The following is a 21039-nucleotide window of genomic DNA, read 5'->3' on the forward strand; positions in this document are numbered from 1 at the left end:
GACGGAACCTCACCAGCGGACCCCGAGACGAAGAACCCCTCAACGAAGGATGACGAGGCCCACCAGGCCGCAGGGGGCCGCGATCAGGATGAGAACCGCCATGACATAGAGCCCCAGCAGCACGCGGCGCTGCCGGCGCACATGCGCCGGTATCGGGGGCTCGCCGGCCGGGTGGGAGGCCTGCGCCGCCCGGCGGGGCGTCCTCATCGTTCGAGGCCCGCGTAGTGCGCCCGGTGCGTCGCGGCGTGGGGCACGGGGTGTCTGCTGGCCTGCCGTGCCTTCTGCTGCCGGACGATCAGGCGCCGGAACCTGCGTCCGCTCGCGCCCAGCATCCACAGCACCGGTTCGGCCGCGGCGATGCGTTCGCCCGGGTCCACGGTTCCGCCTCGACCGCGTATGCAGTCCGCGGCGCTCAGCGCCCAGTAGCGCGTCTCGGTGAACTCCGTCGACGGTTGCAGGCCGAGCTCCGGCAGGCGTGCGGGCTGGGTGAGCCAGTAGCGCACGAGGCCGTCCTGTTGCTCCGGGGTGAGGTCGGGAAGGCGCAGGACCGGTGGGAGCCCGCGCAGCCAGTCGGTCTTGCTGACCACCACGGCGAGCCGCAGGGCGAGGCGGCCACCCCGCCGTGGCAGCGTCCGGTCCGCGTGCAGAACCCGGATCAGCCGCCGCATCGTGTCGTAGGTCGGCTCGGCGGCCGGGTGGGCCGCCTCGTAGGCTGCCTCCCGCTGTCTGGGGGTGAGCCGGCTGAGCAGCGCCGGCTGTGCCGACGGGTCGACGACGAGCAGGGCGTTGTGGGTCCGCTCCAGGTAACGGTGCGTGGTGCGCAGCGTCTCCTGGTCGGTGTAGAGGTCCCCGTCCGGGTCGAAGAAGAACAGGATGCGCCGGGGCCCGCGGGGGATGCCGACGGTGACGACGAACGCCCGGGGGTTCGGGGTGACTGTCGACTCCAGCCACCCGCCGTCCGCGAGCACCTGCAGGCTGCCCCGGTACCACTCCTCGTCCGGCCGGAACGCGAAGGATACCGTGAGATCGCGCTGGTAGGCGAGTTCCTGCAGGCCGGCCAGGACGGCGACCAGCAGGGTCGTCTTGCCTGATGCCGGCGGGCCGATCAGCGCGATGTGGACGATCGGCAGGTGCCCGACCCCGTCGGGCAGCCGGCCGGAGCACGAGCCGCAGTAGCTGGCGAGCCGGCCGCGCCGGCCCGGCGCCCAGGTCCGCAGCCGCGTCCCGCAGGCGCACACCCGGTACAGCAGGCCGCCGCGACCCGGCCGCAGGTCGTCGTGCCGGCGGTCGCAGTCCGTGTTGGGGCACTCGTAGAACGGCCGGCCCAGCGGGCGGGCGCAGTCCGGGTACGGGCAGTCGACCCCCAGCTCGCCGAGGCGACGGAACGTTGCCAGGGTCGGCCTTGCCGGGCGTGCCTCGCGCAGCAGCCAACGCGCCGCTTCCGCGGCCCGCAGCGCCGCGCCCGCGAACCGCAGCGCCGCGATCGTGGTGACGACGAGCGCTGTGTGCACGGCGAACGCCGCCTGGGCGAGCCCCCCGGCGACTGTGACGCCGGTCGCCGTCCCCGCCCTCCACATCGTCCAGCAACGCCGCGCCGAGGCGGTTCGCCCCAGGAACGGGCCGGGCCAGCGGGCCGGGACGRCCGCGGTGAAGGCCGGCCTGGCGGTGCGGAGCGAGTCGGCCAGGGCGTCCCTGATGGCGCCGAGGTCGACGAGCGCCTGGCCGGCCGGCGTGAAGTACCCGGGGTAGGCGGCCTCGTCGCCGGCCGGGCGCAGCACCGGCGGCCCCGCTGCCAGCGTGCGTGCCGGCAGCACGAGCAACCGTGCGCCGAGCTGACCGAACGCGATCGCCGCGCCGGCACCGAACAGCGACACACCGCGTGCGTACCCGCCGATCAGCGATCCCGCGGACCGGACACGGGACATCCACGCAGCCAGCACACCTGCTGGTAAGCGCTTCGATGGGCGGGGCCGCGGAGCCTTCGCCGCGGCTCCTCCCTTCGCCCCTCCCCAGGCCCCGGCACCTGCCGGTGGCGGTGCCTGCGCCGGGCCTGGGGCCTCGGGCTGTGCGCTGCCGGGCGTCAGATCGCCGGGCGGTTGAGCCGGCGGTACGCCGGCGTTGGCAGCCACGGCGGCGAGGTGCTCCGCGGCGTCGGCGCCGGCGAACGACGCGCCGGTCGCCGCCAGCACATCGATTCTCCCGGCGGCCCACACTCGCGCGGCCGTCTCCCCCCAGGACACGTCCACCTGGTACTCATCCGCCTGGGCGCCGTCGGTCGCGGCGGGAGCGCCGGCGCCCGTCGGCGCAGCGCCGGCGCTGACGCCGGCCCCGCCATGCAGACGGTGGGTCTCGAACCGGACGCCGAACGGGACGGCCGCAGGATCGAGGTCAGCACCCACCGGCACACCCACCAGAACGTGGCGGGACTGCTCCGGGTGCCCCACAGGGACGCTGAAGGTCACTGCCAGGGCCGACGCCCGCGGCAGCGAGCCGGTGACCAGCCGGATCGTTCGCACCGTGGCTGYCGGGCCCTGCTCCACCAGCACTATCCRCACAGCCCCGCCGCTGCGCGCCGCCCTGCGCATACTCGCCAGCAGGGCAGCCAGCCGGCCGTCGCCGTACAGCTCGTGCGCCCGGGCGACCGCCTCCTGCCAGGCCAGCTGCGAGTCGACCACGAGACGCTCGACAGCGGGAAGCTCGCCGTCGGATGGCTGGTCGGCCCAGCCCGGCCACCACCACAGGTCGGCGGGAAGCAGACCGCCGAGATCACGGTCCGGCTCGGTGAGCAGCAGCGCATGTTGAAAGACGTTCCCGGGGCGGTCGGCGAAGTCGACGCCGGTGCCGACGGTTCGGCAGATCACCGCGGCCCCGCCTTCCAACAGTGAGTAGCTCAGGCTCAGACCGGCCTCTCGCTGCCCGGTGGAGATCCAGGCAACCTGTGCGGCCCCCGGCCCGGCTCCGGCTCCGGACCTGGACCCAGGCCCGCCGCTGCGCCGCCGTGGCCCGGTTCGGCGCGCGTCCACGGCGAGCTCGGAGGTGAGGAGACCGACGATCTGCTGGCGTACCGCGTCGCCGAGCCCCGGTGTGTACGCCGTGACACGCCAGCCAGGCCGGCCCGACGCCGCCGCCGACGTGCGATGAAGCTGGTGGATGGTCACCGGACTTCCGCCTCCGTACCCCGTGGCTGGCCTCCGTGCCCAGCATCGCAGACCCCAATGCCCTGGGGCGCAGCAGTTTCAGCCATGTGGATCGCGGAGGTCCGCCCGATCGCCCTCTCCGCCGGGCGGGCTGGCTGGCCCGGGCGAGCTCGCGCAGCAGTGCCGGCACGGACAGGCGCAGGCCCGCACGGTCGGCCTCGCGGCGCATCAGGTGGGCCACCGACAGGGCGAGCACGCAGGTGAATGACCTGGTCGATCGGCCAGTCGTGGTCGGTGATGCGAGACACCCAAGTTGCCCGCAAGTATGGAAACTCGGGCTAGTCGGCTGCCCGGACGACGGCGACCGGGCAGCCGGCGTGGTGCACGCACTGGTGGCTGACGGAGCCGAGGAGCAGCTCGGCGAACCCGCCGTGGCCGCGGGCGCCGACGACGAGCAGGCTCGCGTCGGTGGACATCCGGAGCAGGCCGGGCGCCGCCGCGTCCTCGACCAGCACCCGCTCGACCCGAAGGTCGGTGTTCTCCTCCTGTGCCTGCGCGACGCAGTCGTCCAGCAGTGCCCGCGCAGCGTTCTTCAGGGTCGGGAGGTCCAGCCCGGCGTACGCCCCCGGGTAGAGCGGGGCCACCGGGAGCCAGGAGTGCACCACACGCAGGCTGGTCTCACGCGACCTGGCCTGCGACGCAGCCACCCGCAGCGCCGCGACCGAGGCCGCGGAGCCGTCCACACCGACGACCACCGGACCCGTCGGCCGGAGGTGGCCGGACCGCACGACGACCACTGTCGGTCGCGCCCTGTGCAGGCAGATGTCGGTGACCGAACCGGCGAACAGACGGTGCTTCCGGTTGGCCCCGTGTAGGCCCAGGACCAGCATCTCCGCCTCGGCCGAGGCGTCGAGCAGCGCCTCGGCCGCGTCCCGGCGCTCCACCTTCTCGACCATCGCGGTGGGCTGGGAGAGCCTGGCTGCGCGGCCGATCGCGGTCTGCATCAGGTGGTAGGCCGCGGCCTCGGTCTCGTGTTCGCCCGCCGTCCCGGCGCCCGCCTTCTCCGCGTCAGCCGTCGCGGTCGTCGCGGACACGGCGGGCGGGCAGTGCTTCGGATCCCAGGCGAGTATCACCGTGAGCGGGCAGTCCTGCCTGCGCGCCTGCGCCATCGCCCACCGCAGCGCCTCCTCGGCGTCGGCCGACCCGTCCACTCCGACCACGATTCCGGTCATCGCACTCTCTCCTTAGCTGCGGAAGCGCATGTTCTGGGCGAGCGGGTGTTCCGGACGGCGGCGGCGCCGGTCGGCGTCAGTCGACGATCCGCGCCGCGGCGGCGACCGTCTGGGCGACGGAGGCCGTGGTGTCGACGTCGAGCGCGGTCGGCCAGGGGTCGGCCCGGTGCGCCATCGACGCGTACACCGCACCGGTCGCGTCCGAGGCGTCCGCGCCGGTGCCGCACGCCTGCACGGCCCGCCGCGACGCGATGCGGGCGACGGCGATCCGCGTCGGCGCCACGCAGCGGACCTGCGTCAGATCCGCGCCGGTCTCCTTCGCCGCCCCGGCCGCGAGCTCCCGGAACCGCCGGGATGACCACGAGGCGTCGAGGACGACGCTCTGCCCGCGCTCCAGCGCCCGCCGGGCTCTCGTGACCAGCTCGGCGTAACTGCGCTCGGTGGACGCGGCGCTGTAGATACCGGTTCCGGGGGCGACATCGATCGCGACGTGCGGGGCGAGACCGGCGAGCTCCTTGCGCACCACGTCCGAGCGCAGCAGGGCCCACTCGTCCTGCGCGGCGACCAGACCGCTCGCCAGTGTCGACTTGCCCGTGCCGGGCAGCCCGCCGACCAGTACCAGCCGCACCCGGCCTCGACGGAGGTGCGTCAGCGCGATGTCGGCGAGCTGGCGGGCCTCCTCGGCGGCGTCCGGATCGCCCTGATGGTCGCGGATGCAGGCGATGCGTACCCGGACGAACGCCCGGTAGGCGATGTAGAGGTGCTCCAGCGACGCCGGATGGGTCTCGCCGGAGAACTCGCGGTACGCGTCGAGGAAGGTCCGGGCCGCGGCCGGGGCGCCGAGCCGCTCCAGGTCCATCGCGAGGAAGGCGACGTCGGCGAGAACGTCTCCGACCCGCAGCTGGCGGTCGAAGTTGATGCAGTCCAGGATGCGGGGGCCGTCGTCCAGGCAGTAGATGTCGTCGGCGAGCAGGTCACCGTGCCCGTCGCGGATGTGCCCGGCCCGCTGCCGCTCCGCCAGCAGGGGGCCCCGCCCGGCCAGGTACCGCAGGGCAAGCCGGCCGATCTCGTCGACGGTGCCAGCGTCCAGGATCGAGCCGCAGAAAGGCGCCACGGCGTTCATCGCCTCCAGCCACAGCGCCTCCAGGTTGGCGAGCCCACCGGCCCGGGAGATCTCCGGCGAGGTCTCGCAGCGCTCGTGGAAGGCCGCCATCGTGCGGGCGATCGCGCGCAGCTCGCCGGTCAGGTCGGCACCGCCGCGCACCAGTTCCGAGAGCCTGCGGTCGGCGGGCATCCGGCGCATCACGACCATGTGGTCGTGCGGTCGACCGCGCTCGTCCCGAATGTCGGCGACGCCGAGGTAGACGTCCGGGGCCAGCCGACGGTTGAGACGCACCTCGTCCTCGCAGGCCGCCAGCCGCGTCTGCCGGGTCCTGAGGTCCACGAAGCCGAGGTCGACCGGCTTGCGCAGCTTGTAGACGCGGTCCTCGGTCAGGAAAAGGATCGCGGTGTGCGTCTCCACGGTCTCCCGACTGTCGAGGCGAAGTTCCGGGGCCGGGTGATTCTGCACCGCCCTGGTCTCCGGCTCTCCAGAACGACCGGAATGGAGACCGCCGTCTTCCTGCACCGAACTCTCCTGAACCAGCATCGACGTCTCCAGATGTGTTCGGGACGAAATGCGTCACGACCATCGACGTACGGTGATCCGGGGCCAGCCGAGTAATCCGCGCCCCGGGATCGTCCGCCGTGGTCCGACTCCCTCCGCGGAAGACGATGCCCCGTTCGGGCCGGGCCGTCAGGGGACGATCGGGATGCCGGCTCACCCGACCTCCTGCCCCGTGCCGGCGGGACCTTCGTCGGTCCCGACGATCCGTTCGCCGCGCCACGCTGGGGCGGGCACTTCACGCCACCCCCGAACGGGGGCCGACAACAGCCAGGAGGCAGCCGTGAGCACCGAACCCACCCGGGAGATCCTCGTCGGCATCGACGGCTCCGCAGGTTCCGAAGCCGCGCTGCGCTGGGCCTACCGGACGGCCCAGGTCGAGCGGCGCCCGGTCACGGCCCTGCTGGGATGGACCGCGGACGGCCTGCCGCGGCCGGTCTACCAGGCTGCCGCCGCCGCGGAGCACGGCGCTCTCGCGGCGGCGGCCGCCCAGATGCTCGACCGGACGATCGCCCGCGTCCCGGCACCGCAGCCGGCGGTCGAGCTGCGCAGGCTCGTCGTCGACCAGGACCCGGTGGACGCCCTCGTCGCGGAGGCCAAGAACGCCGCGATGACCGTGGTCGGAGCACGCGGCCCGGGCCTGGCCCACCGCATCCTCGCCGGTTCGGTCGCCCACCGGCTCCTGCACCGTTCCTCCGGCCCGGTCGTGGTCGTCCGCGGGACAGCCGATGAGGCCGGCCACGCAGACGAGACCGCCTCGCAGGACCGGCGGCCGGTCGTGGTCGGCGTCGACGGCTCGGAGTCGTCGCAGGCGGCCGTCCGCTGGGCTGCCGCGCAGGCCGCCGAGCGTGGGGCGCCGCTGCACCTGGTGTACGGCTACCGTGTCGACATCACCAGCTTCGGTGTGTCCGTGGACGAGTTCTACCCCTCGCTGCGCACCGACGCCGAGCGGCTTCTCGCCGACGTCGCGACCGCCGGCCTCGACGACGAGGCCGACCTCGAGGTCCGTCAGCTCGCGGTCGACGACACCCCTACCCGCGCGCTGCTGCGCGCGTCAGCCGAGGCCCAGCTTCTCGCGGTGGGGACCCGGGGGCGTGGTGGCTTCGCCGAACTGGTGCTCGGCTCCACCGCGCACCAGTGCGTGCTGCACGCGGACTGCCCGGTCGCCGTCCTCCACGCCTGAGGACGGGTGGGTTCCCGGCCGGCAGTCCTCGCGACGGCCCGGCGAAGCCGGGACGATACGGGTATGCGCACCGTAAGTGAGAACATGCTGGCGGACCTGATCGCCGCCCGCCTGGCCGGCCACGGCGACCGGCTACCGAAGGTGGTCGCGTCCGGCAACTTCGCGACCCCGACGGTCGCCCTGGGCGCTGTCGACCGTGCCCTGGCCGGGTACCGCCTTTTCGTCCTCAACGCCCAGCACGGCGTCCCGGACCGGGCGGGCGTGATCCCGGTGACGCCTTTCGTCGGCCCCGGGATGCGGGGTCGCCCGGGCCTGGAGTACCTGCCCAGCCGTCTCAGCCTGGTTCCGCGGCTGTTCGCGGGCGCGCACCGCCCCGACGTGGTCGTCCTCCACACCAGCCGCCCGGTCGACGGGCGGGTGTCGATGGGCACCGAGGTCAACATCCTTCCCGCGGCGGTGGCGGCGGCCCGGGCGGCCGGCGGCCTGATCGTCGCCCAGACCAACCGCGCGATGCCCTACACGTTCGGCGACGGTGAGATCTCCTGCGACGCCGTGGACCTGGCGGTCGAGGCCGACGTGCCGCTGGCCAGCCCCACCCCGCGGCCGGCCGGCGACGTCCAGCGGGAGATCGGCGGCAGGGTCGCCGCGCTGGTGGCCGACGGCGCCACCCTGCAGCTCGGCATCGGGGCGGTTCCGGATGCCACGCTCGCCTCGCTCACGGACCGGCGAGGGCTGCGGGTGTGGACCGAGACGTTCTCCGACGGTGTCCTCGCGCTCGACCGGGCGGGTGCCCTCGACCCGGACGCCCAGCTGGTGACCAGCTTCGTGTTCGGCTCGGACGAGCTGTACAGGTGGCTTGACCGCAACCCCCGGGTGCGGCTGCTGCGCACCGAGACCGTCAACGACCCCGCCGTCATCGCCCGCCAGCACGCGATGACCTCGATCAACACCGCGCTCCAGATCGACCTGCATGCGCAGGCGAACGCCTCGTACATCCGCGGCACGGTGTGGTCGGGATTCGGGGGGCAGCCGGACTTCGTCGCGGGCGCCCTGCACGCGCAGGACGGGCGGGCGGTCATCGCCCTGCCCAGCTGGCATCCCAGGGCCGACGTGTCGACGGTCGTGCCTGCGCTGACCGAACCCACGACCAGCTTCCAGCACAGTCATGTCGTCAGTGAGCAGGGCACCGCCGTGCTGTGGGGGAGCAGCCAGCAGCGGCAGGCCCGCGACCTCGTCGAGAAGGTCGCGCATCCCCGCGCCCGTCCCGCGCTCGCCGAAGCCAGTGGTGCCCGGCCGCGCCGGGAAACCCGGTCGCACGTGGCCTGACCGGGAGGTCAGCCGGCTGTGTCGAGGACTTCGGAGAGCGGGCGGCGTGGGGTCGCCGGCAGCGCGGGAGCGGACGGGTCCGGGTAGCCCACCCGCAGGATCATCTGGGCGGCCCCGCTCCCGCCGGTGGTGTCCCGGACGAGGCCGCGGGTCGCCTCGATGTCGATCGCCTGGCCGAGCGGCGAGGTGGCCAGGCCCGCAGCCGTCGCGGTGAGCAGCACCCGGCCGAGCGCCCGCCCTGCGCGGAGCCGGTCCGCCACGCTGTCCGCGTCGGTGCCGAGCACCAGCACGCCCGGGTGCTCCACCTCCAGCTGGCGCAACCGCTGGCCGGCCTCGCCGACGACGTCCAGCTCGCGGAGCGGGAACTCCGACTGGCGCGGCTGCCCGGAGCCGACCACCGCGCTGCGCGGGATGCCGTCGGGCGCGTTCGGATCAGTGCGGCTCCACTCCCGCAGCTCCGCCCGGTAGGCCGGATCGTGCGTCTCGATCCAGTCCGCCCGCGCCAGCAGCACCGACAGCTCCACCCGGGCATCCGGGTCGACGAGTGCGACCAGCCAACCTCCCTCCGCCTCGGCCGCCCGCCGCAGGACGCGGGTCAGCTCGGCCGGGAGGTCGGCGGGGTCGAACGGGCGGCGCTCGGTGTGTCGGCGGGTGATCGCGGCGGTGAGCGTCGCCTCGTCCTCCGTGGGCGGTCTGCGGCCCACCACACGGAGGGTGGCCAGCCTCCCGGTGAGGATGTCGGTGCCGTCCGGCAGCTCGTCGACCACCACGTCGAGCCCGGCGTCGCGCAGCGTCAGCCACGCGTTGAGCAGCGCCGCGCCGCAGCTCACCACCAGTTGCCGATGGTCCGGGTCGACGACGGGGACTGCGCGGGCCAGATCCGCGGCCAGCTCCAGGGTGTCCTCGTGCAACCGCCACCGCCACGGCTGGGAGTTGTGGATCGACGGGGCGAGGACTGCGGCCTCCACCGCGGCCCGCGCCTGATCGGCGGATATCACCATCCCGCGTGTGACCATGAGCTCGCTCTCCTCTGGGCTCGGGCCTGCGTCCCGGCACTGTTGTCCGCGGTCATTGTCATGTCGTCGCCCGCCGCGCAGCCCGCAGGACGCCCTCGGGCGTGCTGGCGTACGGAAGGGTTCTTGCCTCGGGCCAGGGATCAGCGGAAGGCGGCTCACCCGCGGACCCGAAACCGGAGGACGGGCCGACCGGTCGGAGTACCGGCCTCGGCTGCGCTGCTGCCTGGGGGTGAGCCACAGGCGCACACCGGAGCTGGACGAGGTCGGCCGCGGTGGCATGGGCCAGCGCCGCCGCGCGGTGGCGGTCGCGGCGCAGGGCCCACGGCGCGTCGAGGACGACGGTCTCGCCGCGCTCGGCCGCGATGTGCGCGTTCCGCAGCAGCTCGTCGTACCCCGCGTCGGCGTTGTCACCGGTCGCGCTGTCCGGACCGCTGTCGGCGGTCCCGGTGGCCGGGGTCTCGGCGCGCAGCAGTGTCCATCCCTCCGCTTCGGCCAGGGCCGCGGCCAGTTGGCTGCGCCCCGACTCCCCGGGCCCGCCGACGAGCACGAGCCGCACCCGCCCGCGGCGCAGGCTCGACAGGGCCAGGGCGGCGAGTGCGCGTGCCTCGGCCGCGGCGGAGCTGTTGCCCTGGGCGTGTCGGGTGCAGGCGACCTTGCAGCGGACGAACGCCCGGTAGGCGACGTAGAGGTGCTCCAGCGACCTGGGGTGGCTCTCCGCGGCGTATTCGCGGTAGCGGTCCAGGAAGAAGGCGGCGAGATCGGGGCGGCCGAGGCGTTCGAGGTCCATCGCGAGGAACGCGATGTCCGCGAGGATGTCACCGACGCGCAGCCGCTGGTCGAACTCGAGGCAGTCCAGGATGCGGGGGCCGTCGTCGAGGCAGTAGATGTCGTCGGCGAGCAGGTCGCCGTGGCCGTCCCGGATCAGTCCGAGGCGCTGCCGCTCCCGGAGCAGAGGCTCGCGCCCGTCCAGGTAGCGGGCGGCGAGGCGGCCGATGGCGTCGATGGTGGCGGGGTCGAGAACGGTCCCGACATAGGGCTGGACGCCTTCCATGCCCTCGTCCCAGAGCTGGCGCAGCGCGGTGGGAGAAGCGGCGTCGCTGATCTGGGCGGAGGTCTCGCAGCGGCTGTGGAAGCCGGCGAGCAGGCGGGCCACGGCCCGCAGTTGTCCGGTGACGTCGCTGCCGGCGGCGACGAGGGTGGACAGCCGGCGATCGGCCGGAAGGCGCCTCATGACGACCATGTGGTCGCAGAGGTCGCCGTCGGGGCCGACCACGTCGGCGACACCGAGATAGACGTCCCGCGCCAGTCTCCGGTTGAGGTCCACCTCGGCGTGGCAGGCGGCTCGGCGTGCCTGCCGCGTGCGGAAGTCCAGGAACCCCAGGTCGGCCGGCTTCTTGGTCTTGTAGACCCGGTCGCCCATGAAGACCAGGACGGAGGTGTGCGTCTCGACCAGCCGGGCCGGCTGCACCGCCGCGTCCGGGGCCGCGGACCCGGCCGGACCGGGCCGCAGCGGTACCGAGGCCACCGCCCGTTCGGGGGCTGCCGCCGCGGTAGGGACCGTGCCTGCTGCTGTCGCCACACCCATGTCTCGACCCTGCCCCCGAAACGCTCCGGGTACCGCATTCCTGAGTAGCACGGACGGGGTTCCAAGGTCCCGGACGAGCGGGACCAAAGAAGGGGTCCCAGGTCCACGATGGCCGCCACGGAGGACCACCTCGGGCCGCCCGGGTCCGAGGCGCCTTCCACGTTCAGGGGTGCCGATCCTGCGAGCGCAGACGGTGGGCCGCGGTGGCGGCGCGCATGGTGGGAAAGATCATCTCGGGTTGGACCTTCGCGGTCAGCCCGTACGCGGTGAGGTCGTCGAGCAGGTCGTGCTTGACGTGGGCCAGGCCGAAGGCGATGCCCCGGCCGGTCACCTCGGCACGCAGATCCTCGAGCGCGTCGAGAGCCGTGATGTCGACCTCGACGATGGCCTCCATGTTCAGGACGAACCAGTCGACGTCGTCGGTGCACGCGTCGAGGGCCGCGAGTGCCCGGCGGCGGAAGTTCTCGGCGTTGGCGAAGAAGAGCGGCGAGTCGTACCGGTAGGCGAACAGCCCCGGCACGGTGAGGGCGCTCGGGTAGTCGTCCACGTCGTGCATCCCGTCCAGGCCGGGGACCTGCCCGAGCACCGCGTCGTGGGGCCGGGCGACCCGGGCCAGCAGGTCCAGCAGCGAGACGCCGATGGCCACCAGGACCCCGTACAGGATGTCGAAGACCAGCACGCCGCCGGCGGCGGTGAGCGCGAGCGCCAGCTCGCTGCGCCGGAACGAGGCGAGCCGCCGGAACCCGGCGACGTCGATCAGGCGGACCGCGGCGAAGATGATGATCGCGCCGAGCGTCGCCCTCGGGAACATCGCCAGTGCGGGGCGCCCGAAGGCGAGGACCAGGACGACGGCGACCAGGGCGACCAGGGAGTACACCTGTGTGTGCGCGCCGCTGGACGCGGCGAGCGCGGTGCGGCTCCCGCTGCTGCTGACCGGGAAGCCCTGCCCTGCTCCCGCTCCCAGGTTCGCCGTCCCCAACGCGAACAGCTCCCGGTTGGCGTCGATGCGGTGGCTGTCGCGACCGCCGAAGGCGCGGGCGGTGAGCATGTTGTCGGCGAACCCGACGAAGAGGATGCCGAGCGCGGACGGTGCGAGGTCGACGAGGTCGGAGCCCGTGGGCAGCACCAGACGCGGGAGGCCGCCCTCGACGGCACCCACCACGCGGACGCCGTGCCCGTCGAGGCCGAACACCCAGACCGCGAAGGTCGCGATCATGATCACTATGAGTGGGCTCGGTAGCCGGGGCGTCCAGCGGTGGAGTGCGACGAGCAGGGCGAGCGACGCGACGGAGACCGCGAGAGTGCCGAGATGGAGGTGGTGCAGCGAGCCGGCGAACGAGCGGAGTTCCCCGTACAGGCTCCCGCTGTCGACCGGGACGCCGGTCACCTTCTCCAACTGGCCGACGATCATGATGACCGCCACGCCGGCGAGGTAGCCGACGAGGATCGGCCGGGAGAGCAGGTGGGCGATGACACCGAGCCGGGCGATCCCGGCGGCGATCGCGAGGACCCCGACCCCCACGGCGAGGGTGGCGGCCAGGGTGGCGTGTCGGTTCGGATCACCCGCCGCCAGCGGGGCGACAGCGGCCGCCGTCATCAGCGCCGTGGTGGATTCCGGGCCCACCGACAACAGCCGCGACGACCCGAGGACCGCGTAGGCGACGATGGCGGGCGCGATCGCCCACAGGCCCGCCACGGGCGCCACGCCCGCGAGTGCGCCGTAGGCCATGACCTGCGGGATCAGGTAGGCGGCCACCGTCAGGCCGCTTGCGACATCCCCTCGCACCCACCGGCGGGAGTAACGCGGCAGGGGCGGCAGGCGCAGGTGGTACACGGAGCACGTCACTCCTGGTCGGTGGTGGCACAGGTCATCAGGGCAGCGTAGGCACCGACCCGGAGAATCCGGCGGTTCGTCCGGTCTGTCATCTGTCGGGAAGAAGGATGTCCCAGGTTGCGGGCTGACCCGCGCGGCCTTCGGCAGGTTTGCCGGGGGTAGCAGGTCCTGCTCCCGTATGCCGAAAGGTTCCGCCGAAGGTGCCCGAGGCCGTATCGTCGCGGCCCATGGAGAAGATCCGGGTGTTCGTTCTCGACGATCACGAGATCGTGCGGAACGGTCTGCGTCAGACGCTCGCCCGGCATGACGACATCGAGCTCGTCGGGGAGGCCGGGCTGGCCGCGGAGGCGCTGCGGCGTATTCCCGCGCTGCGCCCGGACGTGGCGGTGCTGGACGGGCGGCTGCCGGACGGCAGCGGCATCGACGTCTGCCGTGAGGTGCGGTCCACCCTGCCGGACGTGGCGTGTCTGATCCTGACGTCGTACGACGACGACGAGGCGCTGTTCTCGGCGATCATGGCCGGGGCGGCCGGCTACGTGTTGAAGGAGATCCGGGGCAACGACCTGGTGGGCGCGATCCGGGCGGTGGCGTCGGGGCAGTCGTTGCTGGCGCCCTCGGTGACCCGCCGGGTGCTGGAGCGGCTGCGGGAGGGCCCGCACGAGGATCCCGCGCTGGCCTCGCTGAACCAGCGTGAGCGGGAGATCCTGCAGCTGATCGCGGACGGTCTGACGAACCGGCAGATCGGTACCCGGCTGGGTCTGTCGGAGAAGACCGTGAAGAACTACGTGTCGAGCATCCTGGAGAAGCTCGGCCTGGCCAGCCGTACGCAGGCCGCCGTCTACCTCTTGAAGCAGGCCGGCGAGTAACCACCACGGGCGCTCTGCCRCGAGCCGGAACCCGTGCCCGGCGGCGGTTCGTCCGCCTGTGCCGTCGACGGGACCTTCCTCCTGGTTCCGCCGCGACCTTCGCCTTCCTCACCACCCCTCCGGACGGGAACACCAGTGGTGTATTGGATGGTCGAGGAGGCGGAAGTCATGAAGACTGTTTTCGTCGCGCCGCAGGTGTTCGCCCGGCCGGAACCGATCACCGGCCCGCCGCCCGTCCCCGCCGGACCCGGCCGTTCGGAGCCCGCGCGGCCGTCGACCGGGGCCTCCGGTGCCGGCTCGCCGGCTGCCGCGTCCTCGGCCGTGGAACGAACGGTTCCGGCGGTGACCCCGTCCGCGCCGGTGCGGTGCGCATCGGTGGTCCACTCCCGCCCTGACCTCACCGCGGTCGTGGTCGTCGGAGAGCTGGCGATCGGTGCGGTGGCCGTGGCGAGGCAGCTGGCACGCCGCCAGCCCGCGCCCCACGCGGACGTCCGGATGGGTCCCGGCGGCTGGGTGAGCCTGCGCGGGGGGAGCGTCCGGCTCCGGGGGTGCCGCAGCCAGACCGGCCACGGCTCTCGTCACCTTCGCGGGGGCTCGCGGAGATCGCGGAGATCGCGATGAGCGGGCCAGGGGCCCGGACGCCGGTGGGCGGCGGTCTGGTGCGAGCCGCGGTGGGAATGTTCCTCACCGGTGTCCTGCTGGGGCTGGTGAGCTGCGGCGGCGGTTCCGACAACCGTGGATCGGGCGGTGGAGGTTCCGCGGCCACCGCCTCTCCCGCTCCCTCGGCGAGTCGGACCTCCGCCCCGTCGACTGTCCCGCCGTCGCCTGCCCCGTCGCGAACCACGGCCGGCCCCGCGCCTGCGCCGTCCCCGACGGACGCGCCGCGGCCGGTCGTCTGGTCGAGTGAGCCGCGTCGTGTGGACCGCGCCCTGCCCGGCTCGGCGACGGTAGTCGGGGTACGCAGCGGGCACAACGTGGCTGTCGGCGTCGCCTTCGACCGGCTGGTGATCGAGTTCGCGGACCAGGTCCCCGGCTACGACGTGCGGTACGTCCCCGACGTGCGCTCCCCGGGCGAGGGCGCGGTGGTCGCCCTGCGAGGCCAGGCGTTCATGGAGGTGGTGCTCTTTTCCACCGTGGCCCACGACGAGGCCGGAAACCCGACGCTGCGCACCCCGTCCACCGGTGGTGGCCATCCCTCGCTCGTCCAGTACCGGATCACCGGCGACTACGAGGGATACGTCCACCTCGGCCTGGGCGTTGACGACCGGGTCGGCTTCCGGGTGCTCGAACTGTCGAACCCGCCACGGCTGGCCATCGACCTGGCGGCGTGAGGCCCGCCCCGCCCGAGGTGGCACCGGCGCCTGCGGCGGGGCGGGGCGCGGGTGACACGCCGACGACGCAGGGGGGCTGAGTGATGGCGGCGACATCGCCTCGTTGGAGGGCCTCGGCGAGGCCTGGCCACGTGACGGATGACCACGAGGAGCCGCCCGCCGACGGCAACGACGCTGTGAGTGATGACGACGATGCTGTCCGCGACGATGCTGTCCACGATGACGAGGTCGGCTGGTCGGACGGGCCCGGCCGGGACATCGTGGTCGGGCTCGACGGTTCCGTGGACTCGGAGCGCGCACTGCACTGGGCCGTCCGGGAGGCCGTGCTCCGCGGGACCGGTGTACGCGCGGTGCTGGCCTGGGCGTCCGCCGGACCGGCACAGGACGGATCGCGCCCGCCACCGGCGACGTCGCCGGAACATCCGCGGTGGACGGCCCAGTGGATCCTCAACGAGGCGGTGGACCGGGTGCGTGCGGATGAGCCGTACGCCCGGATCGTGGCCCGGACCGTCTTCGGGCCTCCCGTGCGGATGTTGCTGGCCGAGGCTGACGGTGCCGAGATGCTCGTCGTGGGGGCCCGCGGCGCCACTCCGTCCGGCCGCATGCCGACCGGCTCGGTCAGCCTCGCCTGCCTGCACGGCGCGACTGTTCCGGTCGTCATCGTGCACGGTGGCAGCGCCGGCTGGGAGGGCCACCGCCCGATCGTCGCGGGTGTCGACGGCTCGGCCTCCTCCCAGGTCGCGCTCGCCTGGGCTGTTCGGGAGGCGCGGCTGAGGGCCGCCCGGCTACGGGTCGTGCATGTCTGGACGCCGCCGCCCGCGTTGGGGGACGGGGCCGGCGCGGCAGGTGAGGAGGTGTTCCGCGACGCCGCCCGTGCGCTCCTTGACGATGCTGTGCGCGTCCTCCGCGGGCCGGCCGGCGCCGGAGTCGAGGTGGAGCCGGTGCTGGTGTGGGGCGGGGTGAGTCGCGAACTCATCAGTGAGGCCGCCCGGGCGCAGATGCTGGTTCTCGGCGCGCGGGGCCGGGGTGGTTTCGCGGAACTCGTGCTCGGCTCCACGAGCTCGCAGTGCGTGGCGCACGCCGGCTGCCCGGTCGCCGTGGTGCGCGGGGCCGCCGGTGGCGCCGCACTGGAGGGACCGAAAGTCTCGGCGAACCGGGAAGCAGGCCGCCCGCGGGCCCACACTTCCGTCCCCTGATCGCCTCGCGTATTCTGCTGGCGTGGTGGCAAGATCGCAGTCATCTGCCTCATATCGGTCGGATGCGGCGCATCCGACCGGCCCGCAGACCGGCAGCTCACAGGCCGGGCCGATCGTCCCGCCGGCGCCGCCGCCGGGAGACGGGCTGACGTTCCCCGCGGTGGCCAGGCTGGAGCTCGACGACCTGCTCAGCCAGCTGGTCGATCGGGCCCAGGACGTGCTGGCCACGCAGGGGCGGTTGCGCGGCCTGCTCCAGGCCAACCAGGTCGTCGCCACCGACCTGCGGCTGTCCGTCCTGCTGCGGCGCGTTGTCGAGGCCGCCTGCGACCTGCTCGGCGCCCGCTACGGCGCCCTGGGGGTCATCGCGCCCGACCGCACACTGGAGGAGTTCGTCCACGTCGGCATGGACGAGTCGGACGTCGACCGGATCGGGCATCTGCCGACCGGGCACGGTCTGCTGGGCCTGCTCATCGACGACCCCCGTCCGCGCCGCGTCGACGGCATCGCCGGCGCCACCGGCTCCCAGGGCTTCCCGGCGGGTCATCCGCCGATGACGACCTTCCTCGGAGTGCCGATCATCGTGCGGGGGGAGGTGTTCGGCAACCTGTATCTGACCGACAAACACGGCGGTCTTCCTTTCACCGCGGAGGACGAGGAGCTTGCTCTCGCTCTGGCGGCCAACGCCGGCGTGGCGATCGCGAACGCGCGGCTCTACCACGAGTCGCAGCAGCGGCATCTGTGGATGACCGCATCGGCGGAGGTCGCCCGGTTGCTGATGGCCGGCGCCGACGACGCGCTCACCGCTGCCGCGCGCCGGGTTCGGGACGTCGCCGGCGCGTCCTTCGTCGCTCTCGCGCTGCGCGCGGGTGACCACGCCGACCCGGGTGGGGACCTGGACCACGGCGGGCACGTCCGGGTCGCCGCGGCGCTCACGGCGTCCACCGTCGAGGGCGGGGCTGACGTCCCGGTCGAGGGTGACACCGAGCGTGTCGGTCGTCTCATCCCGCTGGAGCACACGCTGACCGGACGGGTGATCGGCGAACGGCAGGCCCTGCGCGTCGACGACGCGGAACTCGACGCGGTCCCGGACGAGCGCGGGCCGCGCACCGGGCCGCTTCTCGTCCTTCCTCTCGTCACCGGGGCCGAGCAGTGCATCGGAGCCCTGCTCATCGGGCGGGACCGCGGCGCGCGTGCCTTCACCGACAGCGACCTCGACATGGCCGCCGGCTTCGCCGGCCATATCGCCGTCGCCCTCGAGCTCGCCCGGACCAAGGCCGACCAGGAACGCCTGAGGGTCCTCGCCGACCGCGGCCGCATCGCCCGCGACCTGCACGACCACGTCATCCAGCGCATGTTCGCCGTCGCCCTCGGCATGCAGGATCTCGCGCAGTACGAGAACCCGTCGAACGCCGAGCGGCTCGGCGGCTACGTCGAGGACATCGACGCCACCATCAAGGACATCCGTCGCTCCATCTTCGAGCTGCGCGGGCAGGGGCCTGCCAGGCGCGGCCACCTGCACGCCGGCCTCAAGAAGATCGCCGCGGAGGTGCGGCCCGCTCTCGGTTTCGCCCCCGCCCTCAGCCTGACCGGTCCTCTCGACACCGTCGTCGACGACCAGCTCACCGACCACCTCCTCGCCGTGGCCCGGGAAGCCCTGACCAACGCCGCCCGGCACGCCCACGCCACGCGGGTCGAGATCCGCGTGGCGGTGGAAGGGGACATGGTCACCCTCGAGGCCGTTGACGACGGTGTCGGCCTCGGTGACACCGCCCGCCGCAGTGGCCTGGACAACCTACGGGCACGGGCCGAGGGTCTCGGCGGCACCTTCACCGCGGAGACCGCACCCGCCGGCGGGACCCAGCTGCGCTGGACCGCACCCCTCTGACGGGACGCCGCCGGACCCTCTGACAGGACACCGCCGGGCTACCCGACCGTTGTTCTTTCAGACCCTGGTCAGTAGTGGATGACCGGCTCGCGGCCCAGCAGGTCGGCGTAGTCACTGGGGAGCTGCCCAGCGACATCCTCGAACTCGTCCGGACCGATCGACGCCTTCAGCGCCGCGACCACCGCCCGGGCGTGCTGGCGGGCATGCGCCTCGTCGCAGCCCTCGCCCTCCCGCTCGGCGACGCGCCGATAGAACTCGTCGAGCCCGAACCGTTCGCCACGGCCGGCTGGCGGCAGCGCCTGGGCGAACGACGGCGGGAGCTGGGAGGCCAGGTCCTTGGTCTCCCCGCCGGACAACCGCTCGCCGAGTACCGACAGAGTCGCCCGCACGGCGGCTTCGGTGTGCTCGACGCTGTCTAGCCGGGCGGTCCCGCGGACGGCGGAGACGATCTCATCCTGCTTCAACAGCTTCACCTCTCCCATCAGGTGGCCTCTTGCCGTCGCTGTCGGTCATGCCCTCCGACCACCGCGTGGCGGCCGATGCGATGACCGCACCGCGTCGCGCACCCGGTCGATGATCGAGGCGACCGGCCCGATGGTCCACTGGGCGGCCGGTGACCCCGCAGTGGACGGGTGCGGATGGGTAGGAGCGATCTTCTCGGCGGTGCGCAGCCGGCGGCCCATGTGCTCGAGCTGGTCCTCGGTGCGGGCGGCGCGGATGCGTGGGAACTCCTCGCTTTCCTCGTGCTCGGCGTGATCGGAGACGGTTTTCTCGAACTCGGCAAGCCGGCGGTCGAACTCGGCACTGTTGACGTCCATCTTCTCCAGCACCCTGAGGACCTGGGCGGCCTCGTCCTCCTCCCGGTTGCGGGCCTCGGCGACGGTCCGGTCGGCCTCGGCGGTCACCGGCCGCAGGACCATCTCCTCTGCCGTCTCGTGCACCGCGAGCAGCGCGCGCAGCTCGTCGAAAGCCTGCTTCCTGTGCTCGCCCGTCGTGCTCTGGACGTCGGCGAAGAGGTCACGGACGCGGGCGTGCTGACGGAGCAGGACACCCACGACGTCGTCGTCGGGCAGCTGGGCGGCGCGGGCGCGCTCGACCTCGGCTTCGCTCATCGCCATCGGGCACTCCATCCCGTGACGCCCCGCCCGGCGAGGCGGGGCGGATTCGGTGGACAGATCTGGACGTGCCCGGGTGCCCGGGTCCAAACCGCCCCGCGCTGCTGCTCCCGGGTAGATCGCCGGGGGTGGTCCGGGGCCAGACCCCGCCGAGCGGCCGTGCGACAGCACCCGGTCCAACTCCACGCACTACCAGGCGCTCGGTCAACGCGCTGTGAGGGTGCCCCCGGCCGCGCCCTCGGCCGCGCACGACCTGCGAGCGAGGCCCCGGCGAACGTGAAGACGTGCGCGGCCTGCGGCTGGGCGGTCTGCGGCTGGGCGGCCCGTGGCAGCGTCGTCGGCGCCGCCCGGTCGGCCCGGATGACGGCCTGCGGGTCGGACTGCCGCGTGGTCAGGCTCGTGGTGGCGACCAGATGGTCGGAGCCGCCGGTCGCGAACGCGCCGGACACGATGATCGCACCGGCGGTCAGGGTGAGCGCGACAAGTCCGGCGACGAGCCGCCCACGCCTCCCACTGCTCCGCCGCGGAAACGGCGCGCCCGCTGGCGCGTGGTCAGCAGTCGCGGGGACAGCCGGCGCGGCGGCAGCGGGCGCGGTGTCGGCCGGCGGCACCGTGCCCGCCGTGGGATAGAACGTGAGCGCCGTCTCACGGCCCCCGCTCTGTGCGAACCGCCTGGTTGATCAGGTCCGAGCGGACGGTTTCACTTGTCCGGTGGGCTTCTCGGAGGCGGCGACCGGCGTGCGCTGGGTACAGTGCCGCCGGCCCGCGTCACCGGGTGAGGAGGTCAAGGATCACCTGGGTGATCTCGTCGGGGTCCTCCTCGGCCATGAAGTGGCCTGCACGGGTGAGGCGGTGGTCGAGGTCGGGTGCCCAGGCCCGCCAGAGGGCAGCGGCGTCGAAGCCGAGCTGGGCGCCCCAGTCCTGCTGCACGACGGAGACGGGCATCGCGAACTGTGAGCCCGCGTCGAGGTCGGCCTGGTCGTGCGTCACGTCGACGCCCGCGGACGCGCGGTAGTCGGCGACGATCGACGGCACCGCGGCGGCGCTGGCGCGCAGGTACTCGGCGCGGACGTCCGCCGGGATCGCCCCGGGGGCGTTCGCCCAGGCGTCGAGGAAGTAGCCGAAGAAGGCGTCCGCGCTGTTGGCGATCATCGTTTCCGGCAGGCCCTCCGGCTGCGCCATGAGATAGAGGTGGAAGCCGACCGCGCCCGACACCCCGTGCAGGACCGTCCACATGTCGAGCGTCGGGAGCACGTCGAGGATGCCGAGGTGTGTGATCGTCTCGGGATGATCGAGGCCCGCCCGGAAGGCGACGAGGGCGCCCCGGTCGTGGCCGACCAGCGCGAAGCGCTCGTGGCCGAGCGCGGCGGCGAGCGTCACGATGTCYGCTGCCATGGTCCGCTTCGCGTACACGTCGGGGCTGGTGGCCCGCGGCCTGTCGCTTGCCCCGTAGCCACGCAGGTCGGGGCAGATGACCGTGTGCCGGGCAGCGAGGCGTTCGGCGACCTGCCGCCACATGAGGTGYGTCTGGGGGAAGCCGTGCAGCAGCACGACCGGGCTGCCCGTGCCGCCGACCGCGGCCGAGAGCGTGACGCCGTCCGCGCCCGGCAGGCGGGTGTAGTCGAATCCGGGGATGGTGGGGCGCATGGCGGGCTTCCTTCCGTAGCGGG

General features: G+C 73.5%; 16 protein-coding genes. 6 read left to right on the plus strand and 10 right to left on the minus strand.

Annotation, left to right across the window (positions count from 1 at the left end; all coding sequences use genetic code 11):
- Nucleotides 1–39: 39 nt before the first annotated feature.
- The 4 genes from CC117_RS37335 to CC117_RS08275 form a co-directional block, all read right to left on the minus strand.
- Complete coding sequence (locus CC117_RS37335) at nt 40–207, minus strand: hypothetical protein (RefSeq protein WP_157905377.1); 168 nt, start codon at nt 205–207, stop codon at nt 40–42.
- Nucleotides 204–3158, minus strand: coding sequence for a GAP1-N2 domain-containing protein (locus CC117_RS08265; protein WP_071083164.1), 2955 nt, complete (start codon nt 3156–3158; stop codon nt 204–206). The genes CC117_RS37335 and CC117_RS08265 overlap by 4 nt, the downstream gene beginning before the upstream one ends.
- 317 nt (nt 3159–3475) lie before the next feature.
- Nucleotides 3476–4369 (minus strand): universal stress protein, encoded by an 894-nt coding sequence (locus CC117_RS08270; protein ID WP_071083165.1) that lies wholly within the window; start codon nt 4367–4369, stop codon nt 3476–3478.
- A gap of 76 nt (nt 4370–4445) precedes the next feature.
- A complete protein-coding gene (locus CC117_RS08275; RefSeq protein WP_241829932.1) occupies nt 4446–6017 on the minus strand; it encodes a bifunctional aminoglycoside phosphotransferase/ATP-binding protein in 1572 nt (523 codons plus the stop codon).
- Between the two features lie 298 nt (nt 6018–6315).
- On the opposite strand from CC117_RS08275, the gene CC117_RS08280 reads away from it, so the two are divergent.
- Nucleotides 6316–7215, plus strand: coding sequence for a universal stress protein (locus CC117_RS08280; RefSeq protein ID WP_071083166.1), 900 nt, complete (start codon nt 6316–6318; stop codon nt 7213–7215).
- 63 nt (nt 7216–7278) lie between these two features.
- On the plus strand, nt 7279–8541 hold the full coding sequence (locus CC117_RS08285; protein ID WP_071083167.1) for an acetyl-CoA hydrolase/transferase family protein: 1263 nt from the start codon (nt 7279–7281) through the stop codon (nt 8539–8541).
- A gap of 8 nt (nt 8542–8549) precedes the next feature.
- On the opposite strand, the gene CC117_RS08290 is transcribed toward CC117_RS08285, so the two are convergent.
- From CC117_RS08290 to CC117_RS08300, 3 genes are all read right to left on the minus strand, one after another.
- Nucleotides 8550–9557, minus strand: coding sequence for an Acg family FMN-binding oxidoreductase (locus CC117_RS08290; RefSeq protein ID WP_071083168.1), 1008 nt, complete (start codon nt 9555–9557; stop codon nt 8550–8552).
- Between the two features lie 58 nt (nt 9558–9615).
- Nucleotides 9616–11142 carry an AAA family ATPase gene (locus CC117_RS08295; protein WP_071083169.1) on the minus strand — a complete coding sequence of 509 codons (1527 nt, stop codon included), beginning with the start codon at nt 11140–11142 and terminating at the stop codon, nt 9616–9618.
- A gap of 163 nt (nt 11143–11305) precedes the next feature.
- Nucleotides 11306–12976, minus strand: coding sequence for a SulP family inorganic anion transporter (locus CC117_RS08300; RefSeq protein WP_071083170.1), 1671 nt, complete (start codon nt 12974–12976; stop codon nt 11306–11308).
- A 227-nt stretch (nt 12977–13203) separates the two neighbouring features.
- Here CC117_RS08300 and CC117_RS08305 point away from each other — a divergent pair, with 227 nt between their 5' ends.
- From CC117_RS08305 to CC117_RS08325, 4 genes are all read left to right on the plus strand, one after another.
- Nucleotides 13204–13842, plus strand: coding sequence for a response regulator (locus CC117_RS08305; RefSeq protein ID WP_071083171.1), 639 nt, complete (start codon nt 13204–13206; stop codon nt 13840–13842).
- Nucleotides 13843–14459: 617 nt separating this feature from the next.
- Nucleotides 14460–15173 (plus strand): AMIN-like domain-containing (lipo)protein, encoded by a 714-nt coding sequence (locus CC117_RS08315; RefSeq protein WP_071083173.1) that lies wholly within the window; start codon nt 14460–14462, stop codon nt 15171–15173.
- A gap of 131 nt (nt 15174–15304) precedes the next feature.
- A complete protein-coding gene (locus CC117_RS08320) occupies nt 15305–16369 on the plus strand; it encodes a universal stress protein (RefSeq protein WP_071083174.1) in 1065 nt (354 codons plus the stop codon).
- 160 nt (nt 16370–16529) lie between these two features.
- Nucleotides 16530–18254, plus strand: coding sequence for a GAF domain-containing sensor histidine kinase (locus CC117_RS08325; RefSeq protein WP_071083175.1), 1725 nt, complete (start codon nt 16530–16532; stop codon nt 18252–18254).
- A gap of 68 nt (nt 18255–18322) precedes the next feature.
- Here the strand turns inward: CC117_RS08325 and CC117_RS08330 are convergent, their stop codons facing one another.
- The 3 genes from CC117_RS08330 to CC117_RS08345 all read right to left on the minus strand — a co-directional run bounded on the left by CC117_RS08330 (nt 18323) and on the right by CC117_RS08345 (nt 21016).
- Entirely contained in the window at nt 18323–18727 is a 405-nt protein-coding gene (locus tag CC117_RS08330; protein WP_241829948.1) for a DUF2267 domain-containing protein, read from the minus strand.
- Between the two features lie 36 nt (nt 18728–18763).
- A complete protein-coding gene (locus CC117_RS08335; protein ID WP_071083176.1) occupies nt 18764–19372 on the minus strand; it encodes a hemerythrin domain-containing protein in 609 nt (202 codons plus the stop codon).
- A 765-nt stretch (nt 19373–20137) separates the two neighbouring features.
- Complete coding sequence (locus tag CC117_RS08345) at nt 20138–21016, minus strand: alpha/beta fold hydrolase (RefSeq protein WP_071083275.1); 879 nt, start codon at nt 21014–21016, stop codon at nt 20138–20140.
- Nucleotides 21017–21039 lie beyond the last annotated feature (23 nt).

The organism is Parafrankia colletiae, assembly GCF_001854655.1.
GTDB lineage: Bacteria > Actinomycetota > Actinomycetes > Frankiales > Frankiaceae > Parafrankia > Parafrankia colletiae.

Bases quoted from the DNA above. Each gene is read 5' to 3' on its own strand.
- CC117_RS08295 (WP_071083169.1), bottom strand. From the start codon at position 11,142: ATGGGTGTGGCGACAGCAGCAGGCACGGTCCCTACCGCGGCGGCAGCC.
- CC117_RS08275 (WP_241829932.1), bottom strand. From the start codon at position 6,017: ATGCTGGTTCAGGAGAGTTCGGTGCAGGAAGACGGCGGTCTCCATTCC.
- CC117_RS08315 (WP_071083173.1), top strand. From the start codon at position 14,460: ATGAGCGGGCCAGGGGCCCGGACGCCGGTGGGCGGCGGTCTGGTGCGA.
- CC117_RS08335 (WP_071083176.1), bottom strand. From the start codon at position 19,372: ATGGCGATGAGCGAAGCCGAGGTCGAGCGCGCCCGCGCCGCCCAGCTG.
- CC117_RS08305 (WP_071083171.1), top strand. From the start codon at position 13,204: ATGGAGAAGATCCGGGTGTTCGTTCTCGACGATCACGAGATCGTGCGG.
- CC117_RS08285 (WP_071083167.1), top strand. From the start codon at position 7,279: ATGCGCACCGTAAGTGAGAACATGCTGGCGGACCTGATCGCCGCCCGC.
- CC117_RS37335 (WP_157905377.1), bottom strand. From the start codon at position 207: ATGAGGACGCCCCGCCGGGCGGCGCAGGCCTCCCACCCGGCCGGCGAG.
- CC117_RS08270 (WP_071083165.1), bottom strand. From the start codon at position 4,369: ATGACCGGAATCGTGGTCGGAGTGGACGGGTCGGCCGACGCCGAGGAG.
- CC117_RS08290 (WP_071083168.1), bottom strand. From the start codon at position 9,557: ATGGTCACACGCGGGATGGTGATATCCGCCGATCAGGCGCGGGCCGCG.